Origin of the sequence: Bradyrhizobium liaoningense (genome assembly GCF_018130955.1) — a bacterium.
Classification (GTDB): Bacteria; Pseudomonadota; Alphaproteobacteria; order Rhizobiales; family Xanthobacteraceae; genus Bradyrhizobium; species Bradyrhizobium liaoningense_C.
The window spans coordinates 59,511-78,388 of record NZ_JAFCJM010000013.1; the positions used below are offsets into that span (position 1 = coordinate 59,511).

Below are 18,878 nucleotides of genomic sequence, written 5' to 3' on the forward strand. Positions count from 1 at the left end.
CATGCTGGATGCCATTGATCGCAGGCTGGTCGCAGCCACACAGGCAGGGCTCCCGCTCGTGCCGGAGCCCTATCGCGTACTTGCAGACCAGCTTGGCCTCGACGAACTCGAGGTGACCGGACGGCTCAAGCGCCTGCTCGTGTCAGGCGCGATCCGCCGCATCGGCGCGATCCCGAACCACTATGCGCTCGGCTACACCGCCAACGGCATGTCGGTGTGGGATATCGCCGACAACGACATTGCGGACATCGGCGCCAGGGTCGGCGCGCTCGAATTCGTGACGCATTGCTATGAGCGGCCGCGGCACCTGCCGCTCTGGCCGTACAACCTGTTTGCGATGGTGCACGGACGGACGCGGGATGAGGTCCGGAGCAAGGTCGCCGAGATTGCCGCGCTCGTCGGTCCGGCTTCGCGCGCCCACGAGGTGCTGTTCTCGACCCGGATCCTGAAGAAGACCGGCCTTCGCATCGCGGCCTGAACACAAGGAGCGGTCATGTTCCGCCTCAGCCAATATCTGCGCGAACTGGATAAGCCGGCGCCCGCGGGGCCGGTGCGTCAGCCGCCTGGGCCCGTCGTGATCTGGAACCTGATCCGGCGCTGCAACCTGACCTGCAAGCATTGCTATTCGATCTCGGGCGATGTCGATTTTCCCGGTGAGCTCTCGACCGCGCAGGTCTTCCACGTCATGGACGACCTCAAGGCCTTCCGCGTTCCGGTGCTGATCCTGTCCGGCGGCGAGCCCCTGATGCGGCCGGACATTTTTGAGATTTCCGCACGCGCCAAGGCGATGCGGTTCTATGTCGGCCTGTCCTCCAACGGAACGCTGGTCGATGCTGGTATGGCCGACCGCATCCGCGATGTCGGCTACGACTATGTCGGCATTTCGCTCGACGGCATCGGCGCGACCCACGACCGCTTCCGACGCAAGGAGGGTGCCTATCAGCAGGCGCTGGGCGGCCTGCGGCAGCTGCGCGATCGCGGCATCAAGGTCGGCGTCCGCTTCACCATGACCGAGGACAATGCGGCCGAGCTGCCGCGCCTGCTCGATCTCGTCGAAGAGGAAGGATTTCCAAAATTCTATCTCTCGCATCTCGTCTATGCCGGCCGCGGTAACAAGAACCGCGGCGACGATGCGCTGTGGCAGACGACGCGGCAGGCGATGGACATGGTGATCGCGCGCGCCTGGCGCTGGGCACAGGCCGGCAGCGAGATGGAGATCGTGACCGGCAACAACGACGCCGATGCGGTCTATCTCCTGCATTGGGCCGAGCGGAATGCGCCGGAGCGCGTGAGTGATCTGCGCGCAAAACTGATGCGCTGGGGCGGCAATTCCTCCGGCGTCAACGTCGCCAATATCGACAATCTCGGCAATGTCCATCCCGATACCATGTGGTGGCACCACGACCTCGGCAATGTGAAGGCTCGTCCGTTCTCTGAGATCTGGACCGATCTGTCCGATACGATCATGGCAGGCCTGAAGCAGAGGCCGCGTCGGGTCTCGGGCCGTTGCGGCGCTTGCGCGTACTTCGACATTTGCAATGGCAACACCCGCGTGCGCGCGCAACGCATCACCGGGGACGCCTGGGCGGAAGATCCCGGCTGCTATCTGAGCGACGAGGAGATCGGCCTGACAGTATCAAGCGCGCGCGTAAAGACCAGCATCTATCGCGGAGCACGTCATGAAGCACCGCTCTCTGTCTAGCTGGCTCTGCATCGCGCTTGCGCTCGGCGCGCTGACCGGTCCCGCTCGCGCAGAGCCGGATGCGGCAAAACTGTTCGCCGACAATTGTGCGGAATGCCATGGCGGCGATCGGCTCGGCCGGCTCGGACCGGCATTGCTGCCCGAGAATCTCGGCCGCATGACGGGCGCCCGCGCAGCCTCAGTCATCGCCGACGGCCGCACCGCCACCCAGATGCCGGGTTTTGCAGACAAGCTCGGCAAGGATGAGATCGCCGCGCTCGCCGCCTTCATTGCGTCGCCCTTGCCGTCGGTGCCGATCTGGGGTGCGAGCGATATCGAGGCCAGTCGCGTTACGCATGCGTCGGCGCCAAGACTCGACCGTCCGCGCTTTGCGGCCGATCCGATGAACCTGTTCGTCGTCGTCGAGGCGGGCGATCACCACGCGACGATCCTCGATGGCGATCATTTCGAGCCGCTGACGCGGTTCGAAACGCGCTTCGCGCTGCATGGCGGCCCAAAGTTCACCCCGGACGGACGCTACGTGTTCTTCATGTCGCGCGACGGCTGGGTCAGCAAATATGATCTCTGGACATTGACCATGCTGGCCGAGGTCCGCGCCGGTATCAATTCGCGTAACATCGCGATCTCGCCTGACGGCAGGCACATTGCGGTGGCCAATTATCTGCCGCATACGCTGGTGATGCTGTCGACGGACGATCTCGCGGTCGAGAAGATCTTTGATGTCAGGGATCGCAAGGGCAATTCATCCCGGGTGTCGGCCGTCTATCAGGCGCCGTCGCGCAACAGCTTCATCGCGGCGCTAAAGGACGTTCCCGAGATCTGGGAGGTCGCAACCGACGCGAACGCACCGCCGGTCTATTCCGGTCTCGTGCACAGCCACGAGAAGGGCATGATCGAGGCGCTGCCGTCTTCGCAGGGCCTGTTCGCGTTGCGCCGGATCGAGACGCCGGAACCGCTCGACGATTTCTTCTTCGATCCACCGTATCGCAATTTGATCGGCTCGGCGCGGGAGGGCAGGGCTATCGTCATCAACCTCACCACCGGCCGCGACATCAAGGCGCTCGACCTGCCGGGGTTGCCGCATCTCGGCTCGGGCATCACCTGGACCTGGAACGGCCGGGCTGTGATGGCGACGCCGCTACTGAAGGCGGGCAAGATCAGCGTGCTCGATATGCAGGACTGGTCACCGGTCAAGACGATCGAAACGCCCGGGCCCGGCTTCTTCATGCGCAGTCACGAGAACACGCCCTACGCCTGGACCGACAGCATGATGAGCGCGACGAAGGATACGCTCTCGATCGTCGACAAGCGCACGCTGGAGGTGGTTCGCAGCGTGACCCCCGAGCCCGGCAAGACCGCGGCCCATGTCGAGTTCGACCGATACGGACGCCACGCCCTGGTCTCGATCTGGGAAGACAAGGGCGCGCTCGTGGTTTACGATGCAGCGACATTCGCCGAGGTGAAGCGCATTCCGATGTCGCGTCCCTCGGGCAAGTACAACGTGTGGAATAAGATCACCTTTTCCGATGGCACCAGTCATTGAACGAGCAGGCAGCTCGTCACGGACCGGCTTGCTGCTCGCCGCGCATGGCGAGCGGCGGCCGGACGCCGGCAACGAGGGCGTGTTTCGCATCGCTGAGGCGCTCGCCGGTCGGGGACTGGAGGTTGCCGTCGGCTTCATCTCGGGCGTACCGTCGGTCCGCGAGGCACTGCAAACGCTGGTTGCCGATCGCATCCTGGTCTATCCGCTGTTTGCCGCCAACGGCTATTTCACCCGGGATCGGCTGGTGCAGATCCTGGAGGAGGCCAACAAGGCCGGTCGCAGCGTCGAGATGCTGACGCCGCTCGGGCTCGATCCCGGCTTGCCCCACGTCGTGATGCAGCAGGCATTGGGCGCGGCGCATGAGCACGAACTGACGCCGGCCGCCTGTACGGTGATTCTGCTGGCGCATGGCTCGCAGCGCAACCCGGCCTCCCGCCAATCCACCGAGGAGCTTGCGCGTGCGCTCGAACGGCACGGCGTCTTTCGCAAGGTTGAGGTCGCCTTCCTCGAGGAACAGCCCTCGCTTGATGACACGGCCGCGGCGCTCGCCGGTCCTGCGGTCGTTGTCGGGGTGTTCTCAGGCGAGGGCCTGCACGGGGCAAGGGATGCGCCTGGGCTGGTCGCGCGGCTCGGCCGCCGCGACGTCGTGTTTGCCGGCATCATGGGAACCGCTCCCGGCATCGCCGACCTGGTGGCGCAGGCAGTTGCCGCGAGGCAGGCGACCTGACGCGGTCAGGGACGAGCTGCGTCAGTCCCCCAGGCTTGCGCCGGCGCCGACACGTTTGCGAGATCGAGCAGGTTGATTGCGCGACAGGCGATCTGGTCGACCATCTCCGCGAGCGACTGCGGCTTCAGGTAAAAGGCCGGCAGCGGCGGCGCGATGATCGCACCGGTTTCGGTCACCTGTTGCATGGCTCGGAGATGGCCGAGATGCAGCGGGCTATCGCGCACCAGAAGCACCAGGCGCCGCCGTTCCTTGAGCTGCACGTCGGCGGCACGCACCAGGAGATTGTCGAGCTGCCCATAGGCGATGGCTGACAGCGTGCGGACGGAGCAGGGCGCCACGATCATCCCCCGGATCGGAAACGAGCCGCTGGCGATGCTCGCGCCGATGTCGGAATGGCCGTGGTGGCGGAAGGCGAGGTCGCGCAGGTGCGACAGCGCGCCGGTGCCGACCTCTTCGCTCAGCGTACGTTCCGCCGCCGGCGAGACCACGAGATGGACCGCGCAGCGCGGATTCTCCGCCAGCCGTTCGACGACCCGCACGCCGATCGCAGCGCCCGACGCGCCGCTGATGCCGACGATGATTCGCTGCCGCTCGCTCATGCCGGCTCGCGTGCTGTGCCCGTGAGGCCGAGGCGGGACCACATCGCATCGATACGCCCGATCACGGCGGGATCCATCGCGAGCGGCTCGCCCCAGAGCCGCTCCGTCTCCGGCGCAATCTTGGTGGTGGCGTCGATACCGAGCTTGCCGCCGAGCCCGGATTTCGGGGAGGCGAAGTCGAGATAGTCGATTGGCGTGTCGCTAAGCGTCACCAGATCGCGCGAACTGTCGCTGCGGGTCGAAACCGCCCACATCACCGCGCGCCAGTCGCGGATGTCGATGTCGTCGTCGACCACGATCAGGAGTTTCGTGTAGCTGAACTGCGGCAGCATCGACCACAGGCCGAGCATCAGCCGCCGCGCCTGCCCCGGATAACGCTTCTTGATCGACGCAATCGCGATTCTGTAGGAGCAGGCCTCGGGCGGCAGGTGGCAGTCGACGACTTCGGGGAATTGCTGCCGGATCAGCGGCACGAACAGCTGGTTCAGCGCTTCGCCGATCCGCGACGGCTCGTCCGGCGGGCGACCGGTGAAGGTCGAGAGATAGATCGGCTGGCGCCGGCTGGTCACGGCGGTGACGCGCAGCACCGGAAACGGCTCGACCGAATTGTAGTAGCCGGTGTGGTCGCCGTAAGGACCTTCCTGTGCCGTCTCGGTTGCCGAGACAAAACCCTCGATGACAATCTCGGCGTGGGCCGGAACGGCGAGCGGCACGGTGCGGCATGGTGTCAGGTCGGGCCGTTCGCCGCGCAAAATGCCGGCGAATCGCAGCTCGGAGATCGTTTCGGGCAGCGGCAGTACTGCGGCGAGGATGGTCGCGGGGTCGGCGCCGATCACGATCGCGACCGGCATATCCCGTCCAAGCGCCTTCCACTGCTGATGATGGCGGGCGCCGCCGCGATGGGCGAGCCAGCGGATGATGGCGCGGTCGCGGCTGAGCACCTGCATCCGGTAGACGCCGACATTCTCTTCCTGATCGGCGGTCGGCGATTCCGGCGGGACGGTGACGACCAGCGGCCAGGTGATCAGCGGCGCCGGTTCGCCGGGCCAGCAGATCTGTGCCGGAAGCCGGCCAAGGTCGATGTCGTCGCCCATCGCAACGCAGTCCTGCACCGGCGCGGCGGCGCGCGTTCGCGGCCGGGTCGCGAGCGCCGCCCGTGCCAGGGGCAGCTTGTCCCAGGCCTCGCGGAGACCGTGCGGCGGACGGGGCGCGCGCAGCTCGGCCATCAGCGAGCCCAGCTCCTCGAGACGATCCGGCACGATGCCCATGCCCCACGCGATCCGCTCGACGGTGCCGAACAGGTTGGTGAGGAGCGGCATTCCGGACGGCGTGCCGTCCGCCTTGATCGGGCGCTCGAACAATAGTGCAGGGCCGTGCCCGGCGAGAACCCGGCGATGGATTTCGGTGATCTCGTGAACCACCGAAACCTCGTTACGAATGCGTCGCAACTGCCCCTTGCCTTCGATGAAGCGCAGGAAGTCGGATAGTTCCCGGAAGCGCGGGAGATCACGCTGCAACTGAACGGGCTCCTCAAAAAAGAGCAGAGCTAGCCGGGTTGATCTTGGCTTTCATTGTTCCGGCTCAAATACATCCGTGTCGGATACGTCCAGATGTGGTCCATGAGTGATCCGTCCGCCGCACGATCCGGTTCGTTACCCGTCATTCCGCCGCTTCTCGCCGTTGCGATGCGGCCCCTGCCGCTGCTGCCCTTGCAGCTCATTCTCTCCGGCGTCCTGCAACGGATCTTGCAGCGCAATCCCGCCATCTTCGACCGGCTTGGCGAGCATTCGCGCGCGCGGTTCGGCATCGAGCCGACCGATCTGCCGTTTTCATTCGTGGTCGAGGCGTCGCCGCCGCGCCTCGGCGTGGTGCACGTCCTGCCGCGCGATCTGGATGCGCGCATCCGCACCTCGCTTGCCAGTCTGCTGGCTCTGCTCGAGGGCAAGGTCGATGGCGACGCCTTGATGTTCTCGCGCGATCTCGTGATTGAGGGCAACGTCGAGGCGATTCTGGCGCTGCGCAATGCGATCGACGACGCACAGCTCGACCTCGTCGAGGAGCTTTCCTCCCTGTTCGGACCGCTCGGCCGTCCGGCCCGGCGCGCCCTTGCCATGGCACGCGAGCGCGTGCTTGGCGCGTCCCACCGCCACGGTGGATTTTGACCATGGAGCTGATCTGTCCCGCCGGCACGCCGGCCGCGTTGAAGAGCGCCATCGAAGCCGGAGCCGACGCGATCTACTGCGGCTTCAACGACGAGACCAACGCCCGCAACTTTCCCGGCCTGAACTTCAGCCGCGACGAGATGCGCAGGGGGATCGCGCTCGCCCACAGGAGCGGGGCCAAGGTCCTGGTCGCCATCAACACCTTTCCACGCGCCGGCGGTGTCGACCTCTGGCACCGCGCCGTGGACGATGCGGTCAGCGCCGGGGCCGATGCGCTAATTCTCGCCGACATCGGCCTGATGGACTATGCGGCCAGGCGCCATCCAAACCAGCGCCTGCATGTTTCAGTTCAGGCAGCGGCCGCAAATCCCGATGCCATCGCCTTCTATGTCGAAGCGTTCGGCGCGCGCCGCGTCGTGCTGCCGCGCGTGCTGAGCGTGCCGGAGATCGCTGAAATCACGCGTGAAGCCGCCTGCGAGACCGAGGTCTTCGTGTTCGGCGGCCTCTGCGTGATGGCGGAGGGACGCTGCTCGCTGTCGTCCTATGCCACCGGCAAATCGCCGAACATGCAAGGAGTCTGCTCGCCGGCAAGCCACGTCGTCTACCAGCAGACGCCGCAGGGCACGAATTCGCGCCTCGGCGGCTTCACCATCAACCGGTTCGGACCCGACGAGCCCGCCGGCTATCCGACGCTGTGCAAGGGGCGCTTCTCGACGGAACTGGGCACCGGCTACATCTTCGAGGATCCCGTCAGCCTCGACGCCACGACGCTGCTCAAGGGCTTGCGCGATGCCGGCGTGACCGCGCTCAAGATCGAGGGACGGCAGCGCGGACGGGCTTATGTCGACAGCGTGGTGCGCCATTTTCGCGGCGCGCTCGATGCGCTCGCGGGTGGGCGCGAGGCCGATATCGCAAGCCTGAAGCCCTTCACCGAGGGGCAGGCGAGCACGGTCGGGGCGTATCGCAAGACGTGGAAGTGAAGCCTTGGAAGCGAAAACTTGGAGTGACATGAGCAATTCGTCAGACGGCCGGATGCAGCTCAGCCTCGGTCCGGTCCTCTACAACTGGGCGCCGGACCGCTGGCGCGACTTCTACTTTGCGATTGCGGACGAAGCGCCGGTCGATGTCGTCGCGGTCGGCGAGATCGTCTGCTCGAAGCGTTCGCCGTTCTTCGACGATCATCTGCCGGCCGTGATCGAGCGGCTGCGGAGCGCCGGCAAGCAGGTGTTGCTGGGCTCGCTGATCCTGGTATCGCAGCGGCGCGAGCGGCGTCAGACCGAGGAACTCGCGGCCGTGACGGACATGCTGATCGAGGTCAACGACCTGACCTGCCTCAGGGCGCTGGCCGGCCGCCGCCATGCGATCGGGCCTTTCGTCAACATCTACAGTGAGTCGGCGGCCGCGTTTCATGCCGCACAAGGGGCTGCGCGAATCTGCCTGCCGCCGGAATTGCCGTTGTCATCGGTGGCGGCGATCGCGGCCGGGGTTCCTGACGTCGCGATCGAGGTGTTTGCGTTCGGCCGTGTGCCACTCGCGATCTCCGCGCGCTGCTACCATGCGCGTGTGCACAAGCTTGCGAAGGACAATTGCCGCTTCGTCTGCGACAAGGATCCGGACGGGCTCGCGCTGAAGACGCTGGAGCAGCAGGACTTTCTGACCATCAACGGCGTCCAGACCTTGTCCTATACGTGCACCAATCTTCTCGGCGACGCCGGTCGGCTGCGCGACGCCGGGGTCGCCTCGCTCCGCCTGTCGCCGCAGGCCTGCGACATGGTCGCCGTCGCCAAGGTCTTTCGCGGCGTGCTGGACGGCCGCGACGATGCCGAAGGCGGTAACCGGAGCCTGGCCGCACTCTATCCGAACGTGCCGTTCTCGAACGGATTTTTGCACGGATCGGCCGGCGTTTCCTACCTGTCATGATCGTGGACCCTGAAGGGTCGTCGCCGCAGCCGGCCTGATCCACCGCACCGAAGTTTGCGTCCGGACAAAGATACCGGGCCGCCGTCGCTCCTATCTTGCAGGCTGAGGGTGCTTGGAGCGTGGCGGGCAGGAACCGGACGGATCATGATCGGCGGCAGCGTATCCAAATGGACCATGAGCTATTTCGCGATGGGCATCGCGTGGCTGTTCGCGGCCGAGGCGCTGATGATCGCGGGATTTGGCTATCCGGGCGCTGATGTCGCGGCGCCCGAGACGCTCGTGCTCGTTCATGTCGTTGCGATTGGCTGGCTCAGCATGTGCATCTGCGGCGCGCTGCTGCAATTCGTACCTGTCCTGGTCGGCAAGGCCCTGGTCTCGGAAGCTGGCGCGCTTCCGGTGCTTGGCCTGCTCACCGCTGGATTGATCGCCCTGCTGCTCGGATTTCTCGCGCTGGGCGGGCGGCTTCCGCCCTGGCTCTGGCTGCTTCCCGTCGGTACGACGCTGCTGGTCGCAGGCTTCGGCCTGTTCGCCGCGAACATCGTCATGACGATGTGGCGCGCCCGTCCCCTGGCGGCTGCGGCGCGCTTCGTCCTCGTCGGCCTCGCCGCCCTCGGTGCGACGGCCGCCTTGGGTACCTCCTTCGCGTGGGCCCTGGCGGGCTACGGCGGGTCAGGGCTCAATGCCGTGCTCGACGCCGGCATTCCCTTGCATGCCATCGCCGGTCTCGGCGGCTGGCTGACACTGACCGCGATGGGCGTGAGCTATCGCCTGCTCGCGATGTTCATGATGTCGCCCGACGTCGACATCAGGAGAAGCCGCACGACTCTCCTCGTGGGAGCTGCGACGCTTGGCCTCGCCGTTGCCGGCGGCCTCGCCGCGATCGCGATGCGCGCCGGACTTGATCTGGTTTTCGTCCTGACCGCCGTCTGTGGCGTGGCAACTGCCGCGCTGTACGGCCGAGACGTCGTCGATCTCTATCGCAAGCGCAAGCGGCGCACGCTCGAGCTCAATACCTCGATGGCCGTCTACGCCTTGACCAGTCTCGCGGCGTCGGTGGTGCTGGGGCTCGCGCTGGCGGTGCGCGGATCCTTTGCCGCTGATATCGGTGCGTTTGTCTTCCTCCTCGGGTTCGGTTGGCTGTCCGGGCTGGTGCTTGCCAAGCTTTACAAGATCGTGGCCTTCCTGACCTGGCTCGAAACCTATGGTCCGGTGATGGGACGGGTGCCGACGCCCCGGGTTCAGGATCTCGTCGTTGAACCGCGCGCGACGAAATGGTTCGCGGCCTATTTCGCCTCTGTCTGGCTCGCGACCGCCTTGCTGTTTGCCGGCCAGGCTCCGGCGTTTCGTGTCGCGGCGTTCGGCATGATGGTGGCAACGGCCGGGATCGTGCAGGAACTCCTGCGGACGCGAATGCTCGCCGACGTCACCACGAATGCGCGATTGCCGCAGGGTGCTAAACTGCCGCGCCTCCTGCATTCCTGAGAACAGAGAACTCAAAGGAAAACGAAATGACCGAGTATCTCGATGTCGATGTCCGTCCCATCCTGCGTGCGGGTGGTGAACCGTTCTCCGTCATCATGGCCGCCGTGGACAGCATCGCGCCGGGGCAGGGCATCCGGCTCCTCGCGCCGTTCAAGCCGGTGCCATTGTTCGGCGTGATGGCGGGCAAGGGCTTTGCGCATTCCGAGACCGAGATCGGCGGCGGCGAATGGCAGGTTCTGTTCACGCCGATGGAGACGCCGCCGCCGGCCGCCGTTCCGGCGACGTCGGCCGGCGGTGCATGGCCCGAGCCGAAGATACGGCTCGACAACCGTGAGCTCGATCCTCCGGAGCCGATGGTCAGGATTTTGGCCGCAGCCGAAACGCTTGGTCCCGGCGAGACATTGAGCGCGCTTCTCGCGCGCGAGCCGGTGTTCCTGTTTCCACAACTGGAGCGACGGGGATTCAACTGGCTCGGCGGCTTTCTGCCCGACGGCGTGACCTACGAGCTGACGGTGAGGGCACCCTCATGACTCCTGACGTTGCACAGATCAGGGACGCGCTGCGGGTCGTCATCGATCCCGAGCTCGGCGTGAACATCGTCGACCTCGGGTTTATCTATGACATCGCCGTCGCGGAGGGCGATGTGCGCATCACCATGACCGCCACCAACAAGGGATGCCCGGCCTCCGGTTTCCTCAAGGAAGGTGTTGCACGCAGCGCATCGCAAGTGGATGGGGTTCGTTCGGTCGATGTCGTCATGACGTTCGAGCCGACCTGGGATCCATCCATGATCTCGGCGGACGCAAGGGCAAGTCTCGGCTTCGCATCCGTTCACTAAAGCGCGATGCTTTAGGTTGAATCTCCATTGCACTTTAGCTCTCTCTTTTTGAGCACGATGTTTTCGGAAAACCGCTGCACACTTTTCCGGATCGTGCTCTAGCACGCTTCGTGCAGGCTATCGCGCGAGGACCGCGACCTCGCCGTGGGCATCCATGGCAGGCGCGAGGCTCACATTCTCCACGCACGGAGCGTGGATCACGAAGCCGCCTTTGCCGCAGCGCTTCGCCTCGTACATGGCGCGATCAGCTGCGCTGAGTAGTTCGCCGGCTGTGGCCCCGTCGCGCGGCGCAGCCGCGATACCGATGCTCACGCCGATCCGTGCCGCGGGCGCGAATGCGAACGGCTCGGAGACACGAGCGATGACCCGCCGGGCGATCGACACCGCTTCGTCGTCGGTGAGATCGGGCAGCAAGATGACGAACTCGTCGCCGCCCAGACGGCAGGCGAAGTCGACGTCGCGAACGGTCGCGCGCAGACGTTCCGCCACCGCGACGAGGACGGCGTCGCCTGTCGCATGTCCAAATCCGTCGTTCACGGCCTTAAAGCCGTCGAGATCGAGACAGAATACCGTTAGCTTCGACTTCGGCGACGTCGCATCCGGAGCCGGGCCGGCAAGCAGTTCGCCAAAGAGCTTGAGGTTCTGGGCGCGGTTGGGAAGCCCGGTGAGCAGATCGTGATGCGCCATCTGGCGATTGCTGAGTTCGGAGCGGTGCAGGTCGAGCAGGACCTTGTGATTCTCCAGCAGCAGGAAGATCATGCCGACGGTGTAGAGCGGCGTCTGGACACCGACGAGAAACATATAGGGGATCGGCGACAGGATCGTCGCGACCGCGAAAGGCAGCGTCAGGATGCAGATCAGCAGTGCGCCGTAGCGCGGCGTCCCGGCGTTGCGCGAAGAGATGCCACCGACCAGATTGGCGATGCCGATGCCGGCAAGCAGGATCAGCGGCAGCACGCCAGAGGCGACGCATTGAAAGCAGCCCGCGGAAATCAGGATGCCGAGGCGAGCCCCGCCCAGATCGGAGCAATCGTCGTTCCGGTACGCTGCGCGGCTTTCGCCTTCGCAACGTCCTTCATCATCAGATAGACCCTGGTGGTGCCCAGAACCACCTCTGCCGCGACCCATGCGTAGGCCCACAAGGCCCCGGTCAGCGCAGCCGCGATCGTCGACGTGAGCAGTGAGGCGAATATCGCGACCGCGAGCGTCTTGGTCTTGCTGGCCCGCTGATGCAGCAGGTCCTTGCGGATTTCGTCCGGCTCCGGATGCGTGCCGGCGAGGAGCCAGTCGACGCAGGCGCGCATGTGCGACCTCGGCCGCTGTGGTTGCGCGGCGCATCTGGAGGTGGCGGTCGTTGAGGCTGCGGCTGACATGGCGCCAGTCTCGCGGAGATGCATTGAATACCGTTTAAGCGGACGGCAAAGTTCCAAAGAGCGTAAAGATTTAACTTCCGGTCCGAGAGGCAAATCCCATCACCAGATGCAGCGCATCATCCTGGTGTGCCTGCGCAGCCGACCGGGTGTGAGGCTCAGGCCGGAATCTTGGCCGCGTGTGGCACATCCTCGCCGAGCCGCTTCGCCTCCGCAGTGAGATAGTCGGCGATCGCGTGGCCTGGCATCGGCTTGGCGAAATAATAGCCCTGGATGAAGTCGCATCCGAGCCGCCGCAGGCTGTCGAGCTGGGCGCGGGTCTCGACGCCTTCGACGACGCAGGCGATCTCCATGTCCGCACACAGGCCGGTCAGTGACTTGATGATTTTGTGACTCACCGGGTTCTCGTTGACGTCGGCGACAAAACTGCGGTCGACCTTGATCTTGTCGAGCGGCAAGCGGTGGACGTGGCTGAGCGAGGAATAGCCGGTGCCGAAGTCATCCAATGAAATGCCGCAGCCCATCGCTTTGAGCGTCGCGATCGCCTGCTGCGCCCGGACGAAGTCGAAGGTGACGGCGGTCTCGGTGATCTCGAAGTCAATGCGGCGCGGCGATACGCCGCTCGCGTTGATGATCGCGATCAGCGGCAAAATGCCGTCGGAGGCGCAGACGTCGTGCGCCGACAGGTTGAACGAGACGCGGATGTCGTCGGGCCAGCCCTTGGCCGCGGCGAGCGCGCGGAGGAGCGCCTGCGTCAGCGGGCGGATCAGGCCGATGCGCTCGGCGGCGGGGATGAAGTCGGCCGGCGACACCAGCCCGAGCCGCGGGCTGTTCCAGCGCGAGAGGACCTCGAAGCCGCTGGTGCGTTCGCTCATGGCATCGACGATCGGCTGGAACACCAGGTCCATCTCGGTCGCGAAGTCCGAGGTGCGCAACAGGTTTTCGATGACGCCGCGACTGCGGATCTCCGCCTCGAGCTCGCTGGAGAAGATCACCGTGCGCCCGCGCATCTGGCGCTTGGCATGGTAGAGCGCATAGTCCGCGCATTCGTACAACGCCTCGGCGTCGGTCGCAGCATTCGGATACGACGCAAACCCGATCGAGCAGGACAGGCCGGTATGGGCGGTGTCGAGCTGGTAGGGGAGTTTGACGCGCTCGCCGATGCGGCGGCCGAGCTCGGCGAGATCCTCGTCGGTCGGATCGCCGCACACGACGAGCCCGAACTCGTCGCCGCCAAGGCGGGTGAACGCCACGCGGTTCGCGGCAAAGCCCTCGCAGACGTCGCGGATGCGGCGTCCGGCCTCGATCAGCACGCGGTCGCCGACCGAGTGGCCGTAATTGTCGTTGATCGGCTTGAAGCCGTCGAGGTCGATGATGCCGACTGCAAGCCGGATGCCGCGGCGCTCGGCGTCGCCGAAGGCGCTCGACAGCTCGGCGAAGAAACGCCGGCGGTTCGGCAACTCGGTCAGCGAATCGAGATTGGCGAGCCGAAAATTCTCGTCCGACAGCGCCTGCGTTGCCGCCTGCTGCGCGATCAGCGATTTGCGGCTGGAGACGAGGTCGGCGAAGTCGCGATAGTAGATGAACAGCACCGTCACCATCGCTCCCGACACCAGGAGATTGTTGACGGCAATCGCCTTCAGCGTCGGTTCGCCCGTGGAGAAAAAGTAGATGACATAGGGCACGTCGACGATCAGCGTCACGATCAGCGCCGCCGAGCGCAGATGCATCAGGCAGAAGATGCAGCCGATCACCGTCACGGCCATGTAGAAGGCGACCTGTCCCTTGGCGAAGGGATCGCCATAGGGAAAGAGCGCAAACGACCAGGCGGTGAAGCCGGCCCCGACCGGGAGCGTCAGCCAGTTGGTGGCGCGCAGGTTGCGCAGGATATCGGCATCGCTGCGCACGAGATGGCGCTGCTTCAGCCACCAGAAGGTCCGCAAGGCGGCGAGTGCGGTCAGCACGCCCGGCACCGCGACCGTGAGCCAGAACGGCGCTACCGGCACGTAGGTGTAGGCGACCGCCAGCGTGTTGGTGATGAGGATGAAATAGAGCAGGGGGACCTGCTTGGAGAAGGCGTCGAACTGGGCGCGCGTCAGGTCGGGGTTGTCGGCTGGCACGCGAAACAGCCCTGCCGCCGCGGCCAGACGAGACTTCAAATCTGCAATACGCATGGAAAACGGGCCCCAGAACCAAAGCAATGAAAGGCGCGATAGTGCATGGGGCAGGTAAAGGTGGCGTTAGATGGGCTCGCCGCGCCGGCGCGGCAAGACTGCAAATGGTTGCTTGCCAGCGCAAATTTTGCTGTGCTGGCCGTCCCCGGTGAGGCTCCGTTAAGGATAGGCGCGGGAATGGCGCTTCGGCGTCCCGAAGGACGCGGTATCGGCGGCGGTTACGGCCTGCTAACTATGGGCCTCGGTGGGCGAAATATCGCTTCAGATTTCAAGCGGGTGCGCGCTGCCTGAGGCGGGCGTGCCCGATCAAGGAGAAGGACGAAACAACAATGATCGAAACCGTTGGCATCATCGGCGCTGGCACCATGGGGAACGGCATTGCCCAGGTCAGCGCGGCGGCCGGGCTGAAGGTGGTGATGATCGACATCTCCGACGCGGCCGTGTCGCGCGGGATCGCGACCGTCGACGGCAGCCTCGAGCGGCTGGTCAAGAAGGAGAAGATGAGCGCGGCCGATCGCGATGCCACGCTCAAGCGCATCACCGGCACGACAGACCGGGCAAAGCTTTCCGATTGCGACCTGGTGATCGAGGCCGCCACGGAGAATGAGGAGTTGAAGGTCAAGATCCTGAAGGACCTTTGCGCGACGCTGTCGCCGCGCACGCTGGTCGCCACCAACACCTCCTCGATCTCGATCACCAAGCTCGCTGCGGCGACCGATCGCCCGGATCGCTTCATCGGCATGCACTTCTTCAACCCGGTGCCGGTGATGGCGCTGCTTGAGCTGATCCGGGGCCTGCAGACCTCCGACGACACCCATGCCAAGGCCCTGGATTTCGCCAAGCGCGTCGGCAAGGTCGCGATCACCGCCAAGAACAGCCCGGGCTTTGCCGTCAACCGCATCCTCTGCCCGATGATCAACGAGGCGATCTTCGCGCTGCAGGAGGGCATCGCGAGCGCCGAGGAGATCGACGCCGGCATGAAGCTCGGCTGCAACCATCCGATCGGACCGCTGGCGCTCGCCGACCTCGTCGGCCTCGACACCATGCTCTCGGTGATGGAGGTGTTTTACAAGGGCTTCAACGATCCCAAATACCGCCCGGCCCCGCTCTTGAAGGAGATGGTCGATGCCGGCCATCTCGGCCGCAAGACTGGCCAGGGATTTTACATCTACGGCAAGTAACGGTGCCGCCAGCCGGCCGATGCGCCGGCGGCCTTTGATCTGGAGGAACGGTGCCCTGACGGGCGCCGTTTCTTTTTGACTCATGTCCCGCGCCTCTCGAACACGCACTTTGGTTCCGAAGTTTGCGCTCCATCAAAGAGGAACCCGCTGATGTGCCTATGGTGGCGGGGTAGGGGGAAACCCATCAAGATCTTGGTCTGGCGGACGGAATGTGCCTCTCGCCGAGCCGGGCGACAGGCAAGCCGAATCCACGATGACCGTCATCGAAATCGATCATTCCCGCACGCGCGCCAAGGCGGCCCTGCAACGGACCGAGGCCGACAAGGGCGTGCTGAAGAAGGCGGGTGCCAACCGCGTCGCCGCACACCGCATCTCGCGCGTGGTGCCGCAGGCCGTGTCGGGTCGGCTGCGGCGGATCAAATGGGCGATCCTGCTCCTCACGTTGTCGATCTACTACGTCACGCCGTTCCTGCGCTGGGATCGCGGACCGAACGCGCCTGACCAGGCGATCCTGCTCGATTTCGCGCATGGACGGCTCTACGCGTTCTTCGTCGAGGTCTGGCCGCAGGATCTCTACATCGTCACCGGCCTGCTCATCCTTGCCTCCGTCATCCTGATCCTGGCGAATGCGCTTGCGGGGCGGGTGTGGTGCGGCTTCGCCTGTCCGCAGACGGTGTGGACCGATCTGTTCCTGCTGGTCGAGCGCCTGATCGAAGGCGATCGCCGCCAACGGCTGAAGAACATGGACGCGCCGCTCAGCGCCGTGCGGGTGGTCCAGATCGGCGCCAAGCACACCGCCTGGATCCTGATCTCGCTGCTGACCGGCGGGACGCTGATCTTCTATTTCACGGATGCACCCAGCCTCGTCCGCGCGCTCGCGAGCGGCGAGGCCTCGGCGACCGCACTGACCTGGATCGCCGTTTTTGCCGGCACGACCTATGGCCTCGCCGGCTTCGCCCGCGAGCAGGTCTGCACCTTCATGTGTCCGTGGCCGCGGCTGCAGGGCGCGATCTGGGATCCCGAGGCCTTCACGGTCAACTATCGCGATTATCGCGGCGAGCAGCGCATGTCGGTCAAGAAGGCCGCCGATCTCCGCGCGCGCGGCGAGGCGGCCGGCGACTGCGTCGACTGCGGCCTGTGCGTCAATGTGTGCCCGATCGGCATCGACATCCGCGAGGGGCCGAATTTCGCCTGCATCAATTGCGGGCTCTGCGTCGATGCCTGCGACAGCGTGATGACGAAGCTCGAGCGGCCGCGCGGCCTGATCGATTTCGAGAGCTGGGACAATATCGAGCGCGGGCGACGCGGCGAGCCACGCGCCACGCGCCTGATGCGGCCGAAGACGGTGGCGCTCACGGCCATCGCCGTCGGCCTTGCCGCAGGCTTGGCCCTGCTGTTGGCAACGCGCGCGACCGGCGCCCTGGCGGTGCTGCACGACCGCGATCCGCTCGCGATCACCCTGTCCGACGGCTCGGTCCGCAACGCCTATACGGTCAAGCTCCTCAACAAGGCGCAGGTGACGCGGCACTTCACTTTGGCTATTCAGGGCATAGATGCTGTCATGTCCATCGTTGGAAACGACAATGGAACTCCCATCGCGGTTGAACCTGATGGCTCGGAATCGCTGCGGGTCACCCTGACCATGGCGAATCCGAAGGACGCCAACGTCGTGTTCATCGCCAGGGACGAGACCGGCGGAACGGTGCTGTCGGCCTCAGACCGGTTTGTGGTGCGCTAGATCCAAGGAACGGACATCGAGAACAACAATGTCAGATCGATTGAAGATCGACCGCGAAGAGGCGGCAGCGCGGCGGAACCTGTTGGTTCAGGACGTCATCGAGCGCACCGGCATCACCGAAGCCATGATCAGGGAACTCGTGACGAAGTTCTACGGGCGTGTGCGCGAGGATCATCTCCTCGGTCCGGTCTTTGCGGTCGTGCAGAATTGGGACGAACATCTCGCCAAGCTCAGGGATTTCTGGTCGTCGGTGGTGCTGATGAGCGGCCGCTATCACGGCCAGCCGATGCGCGCGCACTTGCCGCTGAAACTGGCCGGTGATCATTTCGATCGCTGGCTCGACCTGTTCGAGAAGACCGCGCAGGAAGTGTGTCCGCCCGCGGCGGCGGCGCTGTTCATCGACAAGGCACGCCGCATCGCCGACAGTTTTGAGATGGCCGCGGGCACCCAGACCGGCCGCATCGTGGCGCCGCGTCACGTCTACCGTTCCTGAAATACGATTTGCGTCCCTGCTAAGTGAGCAGGCATAGTGGCACGTGCGGCTGCGCGTAAGGCGACGGCGCATTGCACCAATTCCCGCATGTTGAGTCTGATCTGCGAAATGATCATGACCGATCGCGCGCCGTGACGTTGCAACTGAAAAAATGCTGATCGCTGCGCAAATCTGCGTTCAATCTCCGCGAGCAGGACCTAATAATGCACTGCGGCGCGCTGGCGTCGCCTTTTTTTCGGCTGAGTTGCGGCGCCAGCTTGTGCTATGTCGCATTCATATCCCAGCATCACATCGTCACCATCCACCGACAATGCTGCGGAACCTGAAGCCGCACATTGCCAATGCACGACGCGGCGATCGCTTCTGCTCGCCGCGCTCGCTTCCACCGCCTGCCTCGCAAGTTCCGGAGATGTCGCCGCCGCCGACGAACAGCCCGGCGCCGATGAGCGTCCGAAGAAGGGCGATCTGCTGGTGCAGTCCGAAGGCGATCGCGAAGGCAGCCTCGTCACCCTGGCCGACCTGCCGGTCGGCGGACCGCCGGTGCATGCCTGGCCGAAGGACCCAACGACGTCGGTGGTGCGCAGCGGCTCGCGGCTGAACGAGATTCTCATCATCCGGCTCGATCCCGCCGATCTCGACGAGCAGACGCGCGCGCGCGCCCAGGACGGCATCATCGCCTATTCGGCGATCTGCTCGCACGCCGGCTGTCCCGTCACCGCCTGGGTCAAGAGCGATGTCGGCGACAAGGATGTGTTCAAGTGCATGTGTCACAACTCCGAATACGATCCTCGCAAGGGCGCTCAGGTCGTGTTCGGGCCCGCACCGCGCAGGCTCGCGGCGCTGCCGCTCGCATTGAATGAGGGCACGCTGTCGATCGCCGGCGGCTTCATCGGAAAGGTAGGTGGCCAGCAGCCAGGATGACCGCACGCCGCGGGTCGCGCCCGCGCGC

General features: G+C 65.2%; 19 protein-coding genes. 14 read left to right on the top strand and 5 right to left on the bottom strand.

Going from position 1 to position 18,878, the window contains the following annotated elements:
- Position 1: 1 nt before the first annotated feature.
- The 4 genes from JQ632_RS13445 to JQ632_RS13460 are packed head-to-tail and all read left to right on the top strand — an operon-like array spanning position 2 to position 3,972.
- Entirely contained in the window at positions 2 to 478 is a 477-nt protein-coding gene (locus JQ632_RS13445) for an AsnC family transcriptional regulator (protein WP_212402808.1), read from the top strand.
- A 15-nt stretch (positions 479 to 493) separates the two neighbouring features.
- On the top strand, positions 494 to 1,702 hold the full coding sequence (gene nirJ, locus JQ632_RS13450; protein WP_212402809.1) for a heme d1 biosynthesis radical SAM protein NirJ: 1,209 nt from the start codon (positions 494 to 496) through the stop codon (positions 1,700 to 1,702).
- The gene (locus tag JQ632_RS13455) at positions 1,680 to 3,245 is read left to right on the top strand and encodes a nitrite reductase (protein WP_212402810.1); all 1,566 of its coding nucleotides are present in this window, start codon (positions 1,680 to 1,682) and stop codon (positions 3,243 to 3,245) included. Before nirJ ends, JQ632_RS13455 begins: the two co-directional genes overlap by 23 nt.
- On the top strand, positions 3,229 to 3,972 hold the full coding sequence (locus JQ632_RS13460; RefSeq protein ID WP_212402811.1) for a CbiX/SirB N-terminal domain-containing protein: 744 nt from the start codon (positions 3,229 to 3,231) through the stop codon (positions 3,970 to 3,972). Before JQ632_RS13455 ends, JQ632_RS13460 begins: the two co-directional genes overlap by 17 nt.
- A gap of 5 nt (positions 3,973 to 3,977) precedes the next feature.
- Here JQ632_RS13460 and JQ632_RS13465 read toward each other — a convergent pair whose 3' ends face one another.
- Together JQ632_RS13465 and JQ632_RS13470 are read right to left on the bottom strand one after the other, a co-directional pair.
- A complete protein-coding gene (locus tag JQ632_RS13465; protein WP_212402812.1) occupies positions 3,978 to 4,571 on the bottom strand; it encodes a UbiX family flavin prenyltransferase in 594 nt (197 codons plus the stop codon).
- Entirely contained in the window at positions 4,568 to 6,088 is a 1,521-nt protein-coding gene (locus tag JQ632_RS13470) for a UbiD family decarboxylase (protein WP_212402813.1), read from the bottom strand. The genes JQ632_RS13465 and JQ632_RS13470 overlap by 4 nt, the downstream gene beginning before the upstream one ends.
- A gap of 102 nt (positions 6,089 to 6,190) precedes the next feature.
- On the opposite strand from JQ632_RS13470, the gene JQ632_RS13475 reads away from it, so the two are divergent.
- From JQ632_RS13475 to JQ632_RS13500, 6 genes are all read left to right on the top strand, one after another.
- Entirely contained in the window at positions 6,191 to 6,733 is a 543-nt protein-coding gene (locus tag JQ632_RS13475) for an SCP2 domain-containing protein (protein ID WP_212402814.1), read from the top strand.
- Positions 6,734 to 6,735: 2 nt separating this feature from the next.
- Positions 6,736 to 7,713: a peptidase U32 family protein gene (locus tag JQ632_RS13480; RefSeq protein WP_212402815.1), complete on the top strand. Its 978-nt coding sequence runs from the start codon at positions 6,736 to 6,738 to the stop codon at positions 7,711 to 7,713.
- A gap of 52 nt (positions 7,714 to 7,765) precedes the next feature.
- On the top strand, positions 7,766 to 8,653 hold the full coding sequence (locus JQ632_RS13485) for a U32 family peptidase (protein WP_212402912.1): 888 nt from the start codon (positions 7,766 to 7,768) through the stop codon (positions 8,651 to 8,653).
- A gap of 144 nt (positions 8,654 to 8,797) precedes the next feature.
- The gene (locus JQ632_RS13490; protein ID WP_212402816.1) at positions 8,798 to 10,135 is read left to right on the top strand and encodes a hypothetical protein; all 1,338 of its coding nucleotides are present in this window, start codon (positions 8,798 to 8,800) and stop codon (positions 10,133 to 10,135) included.
- A 26-nt stretch (positions 10,136 to 10,161) separates the two neighbouring features.
- Positions 10,162 to 10,665 (top strand): DUF2249 domain-containing protein, encoded by a 504-nt coding sequence (locus JQ632_RS13495; protein WP_212402817.1) that lies wholly within the window; start codon positions 10,162 to 10,164, stop codon positions 10,663 to 10,665.
- The gene (locus tag JQ632_RS13500) at positions 10,662 to 10,973 is read left to right on the top strand and encodes a metal-sulfur cluster assembly factor (RefSeq protein ID WP_212402818.1); all 312 of its coding nucleotides are present in this window, start codon (positions 10,662 to 10,664) and stop codon (positions 10,971 to 10,973) included. The genes JQ632_RS13495 and JQ632_RS13500 overlap by 4 nt, the downstream gene beginning before the upstream one ends.
- A 117-nt stretch (positions 10,974 to 11,090) precedes the next feature.
- Here JQ632_RS13500 and JQ632_RS13505 read toward each other — a convergent pair whose 3' ends face one another.
- From JQ632_RS13505 to JQ632_RS13515, 3 genes are all read right to left on the bottom strand, one after another.
- Positions 11,091 to 11,930, bottom strand: a complete 840-nt coding sequence (locus JQ632_RS13505; RefSeq protein ID WP_212402819.1) for a GGDEF domain-containing protein — start codon at positions 11,928 to 11,930, stop codon at positions 11,091 to 11,093.
- Between the two features lie 35 nt (positions 11,931 to 11,965).
- A complete protein-coding gene (locus tag JQ632_RS13510; protein WP_212402820.1) occupies positions 11,966 to 12,277 on the bottom strand; it encodes a hypothetical protein in 312 nt (103 codons plus the stop codon).
- Between the two features lie 224 nt (positions 12,278 to 12,501).
- Positions 12,502 to 14,517, bottom strand: coding sequence for a bifunctional diguanylate cyclase/phosphodiesterase (locus JQ632_RS13515; protein WP_212402821.1), 2,016 nt, complete (start codon positions 14,515 to 14,517; stop codon positions 12,502 to 12,504).
- A gap of 329 nt (positions 14,518 to 14,846) precedes the next feature.
- Here JQ632_RS13515 and JQ632_RS13520 point away from each other — a divergent pair, with 329 nt between their 5' ends.
- From JQ632_RS13520 to JQ632_RS13535, 4 genes are all read left to right on the top strand, one after another.
- Positions 14,847 to 15,698, top strand: coding sequence for a 3-hydroxybutyryl-CoA dehydrogenase (locus JQ632_RS13520; RefSeq protein ID WP_212402822.1), 852 nt, complete (start codon positions 14,847 to 14,849; stop codon positions 15,696 to 15,698).
- A gap of 253 nt (positions 15,699 to 15,951) precedes the next feature.
- On the top strand, positions 15,952 to 17,436 hold the full coding sequence (gene ccoG / locus JQ632_RS13525) for a cytochrome c oxidase accessory protein CcoG (protein ID WP_212402823.1): 1,485 nt from the start codon (positions 15,952 to 15,954) through the stop codon (positions 17,434 to 17,436).
- A 28-nt stretch (positions 17,437 to 17,464) separates the two neighbouring features.
- Positions 17,465 to 17,929 carry a group III truncated hemoglobin gene (locus tag JQ632_RS13530; RefSeq protein WP_212402824.1) on the top strand — a complete coding sequence of 155 codons (465 nt, stop codon included), beginning with the start codon at positions 17,465 to 17,467 and terminating at the stop codon, positions 17,927 to 17,929.
- Between the two features lie 264 nt (positions 17,930 to 18,193).
- On the top strand, positions 18,194 to 18,850 hold the full coding sequence (locus JQ632_RS13535; RefSeq protein WP_212402825.1) for a ubiquinol-cytochrome c reductase iron-sulfur subunit: 657 nt from the start codon (positions 18,194 to 18,196) through the stop codon (positions 18,848 to 18,850).
- Positions 18,851 to 18,878 lie beyond the last annotated feature (28 nt).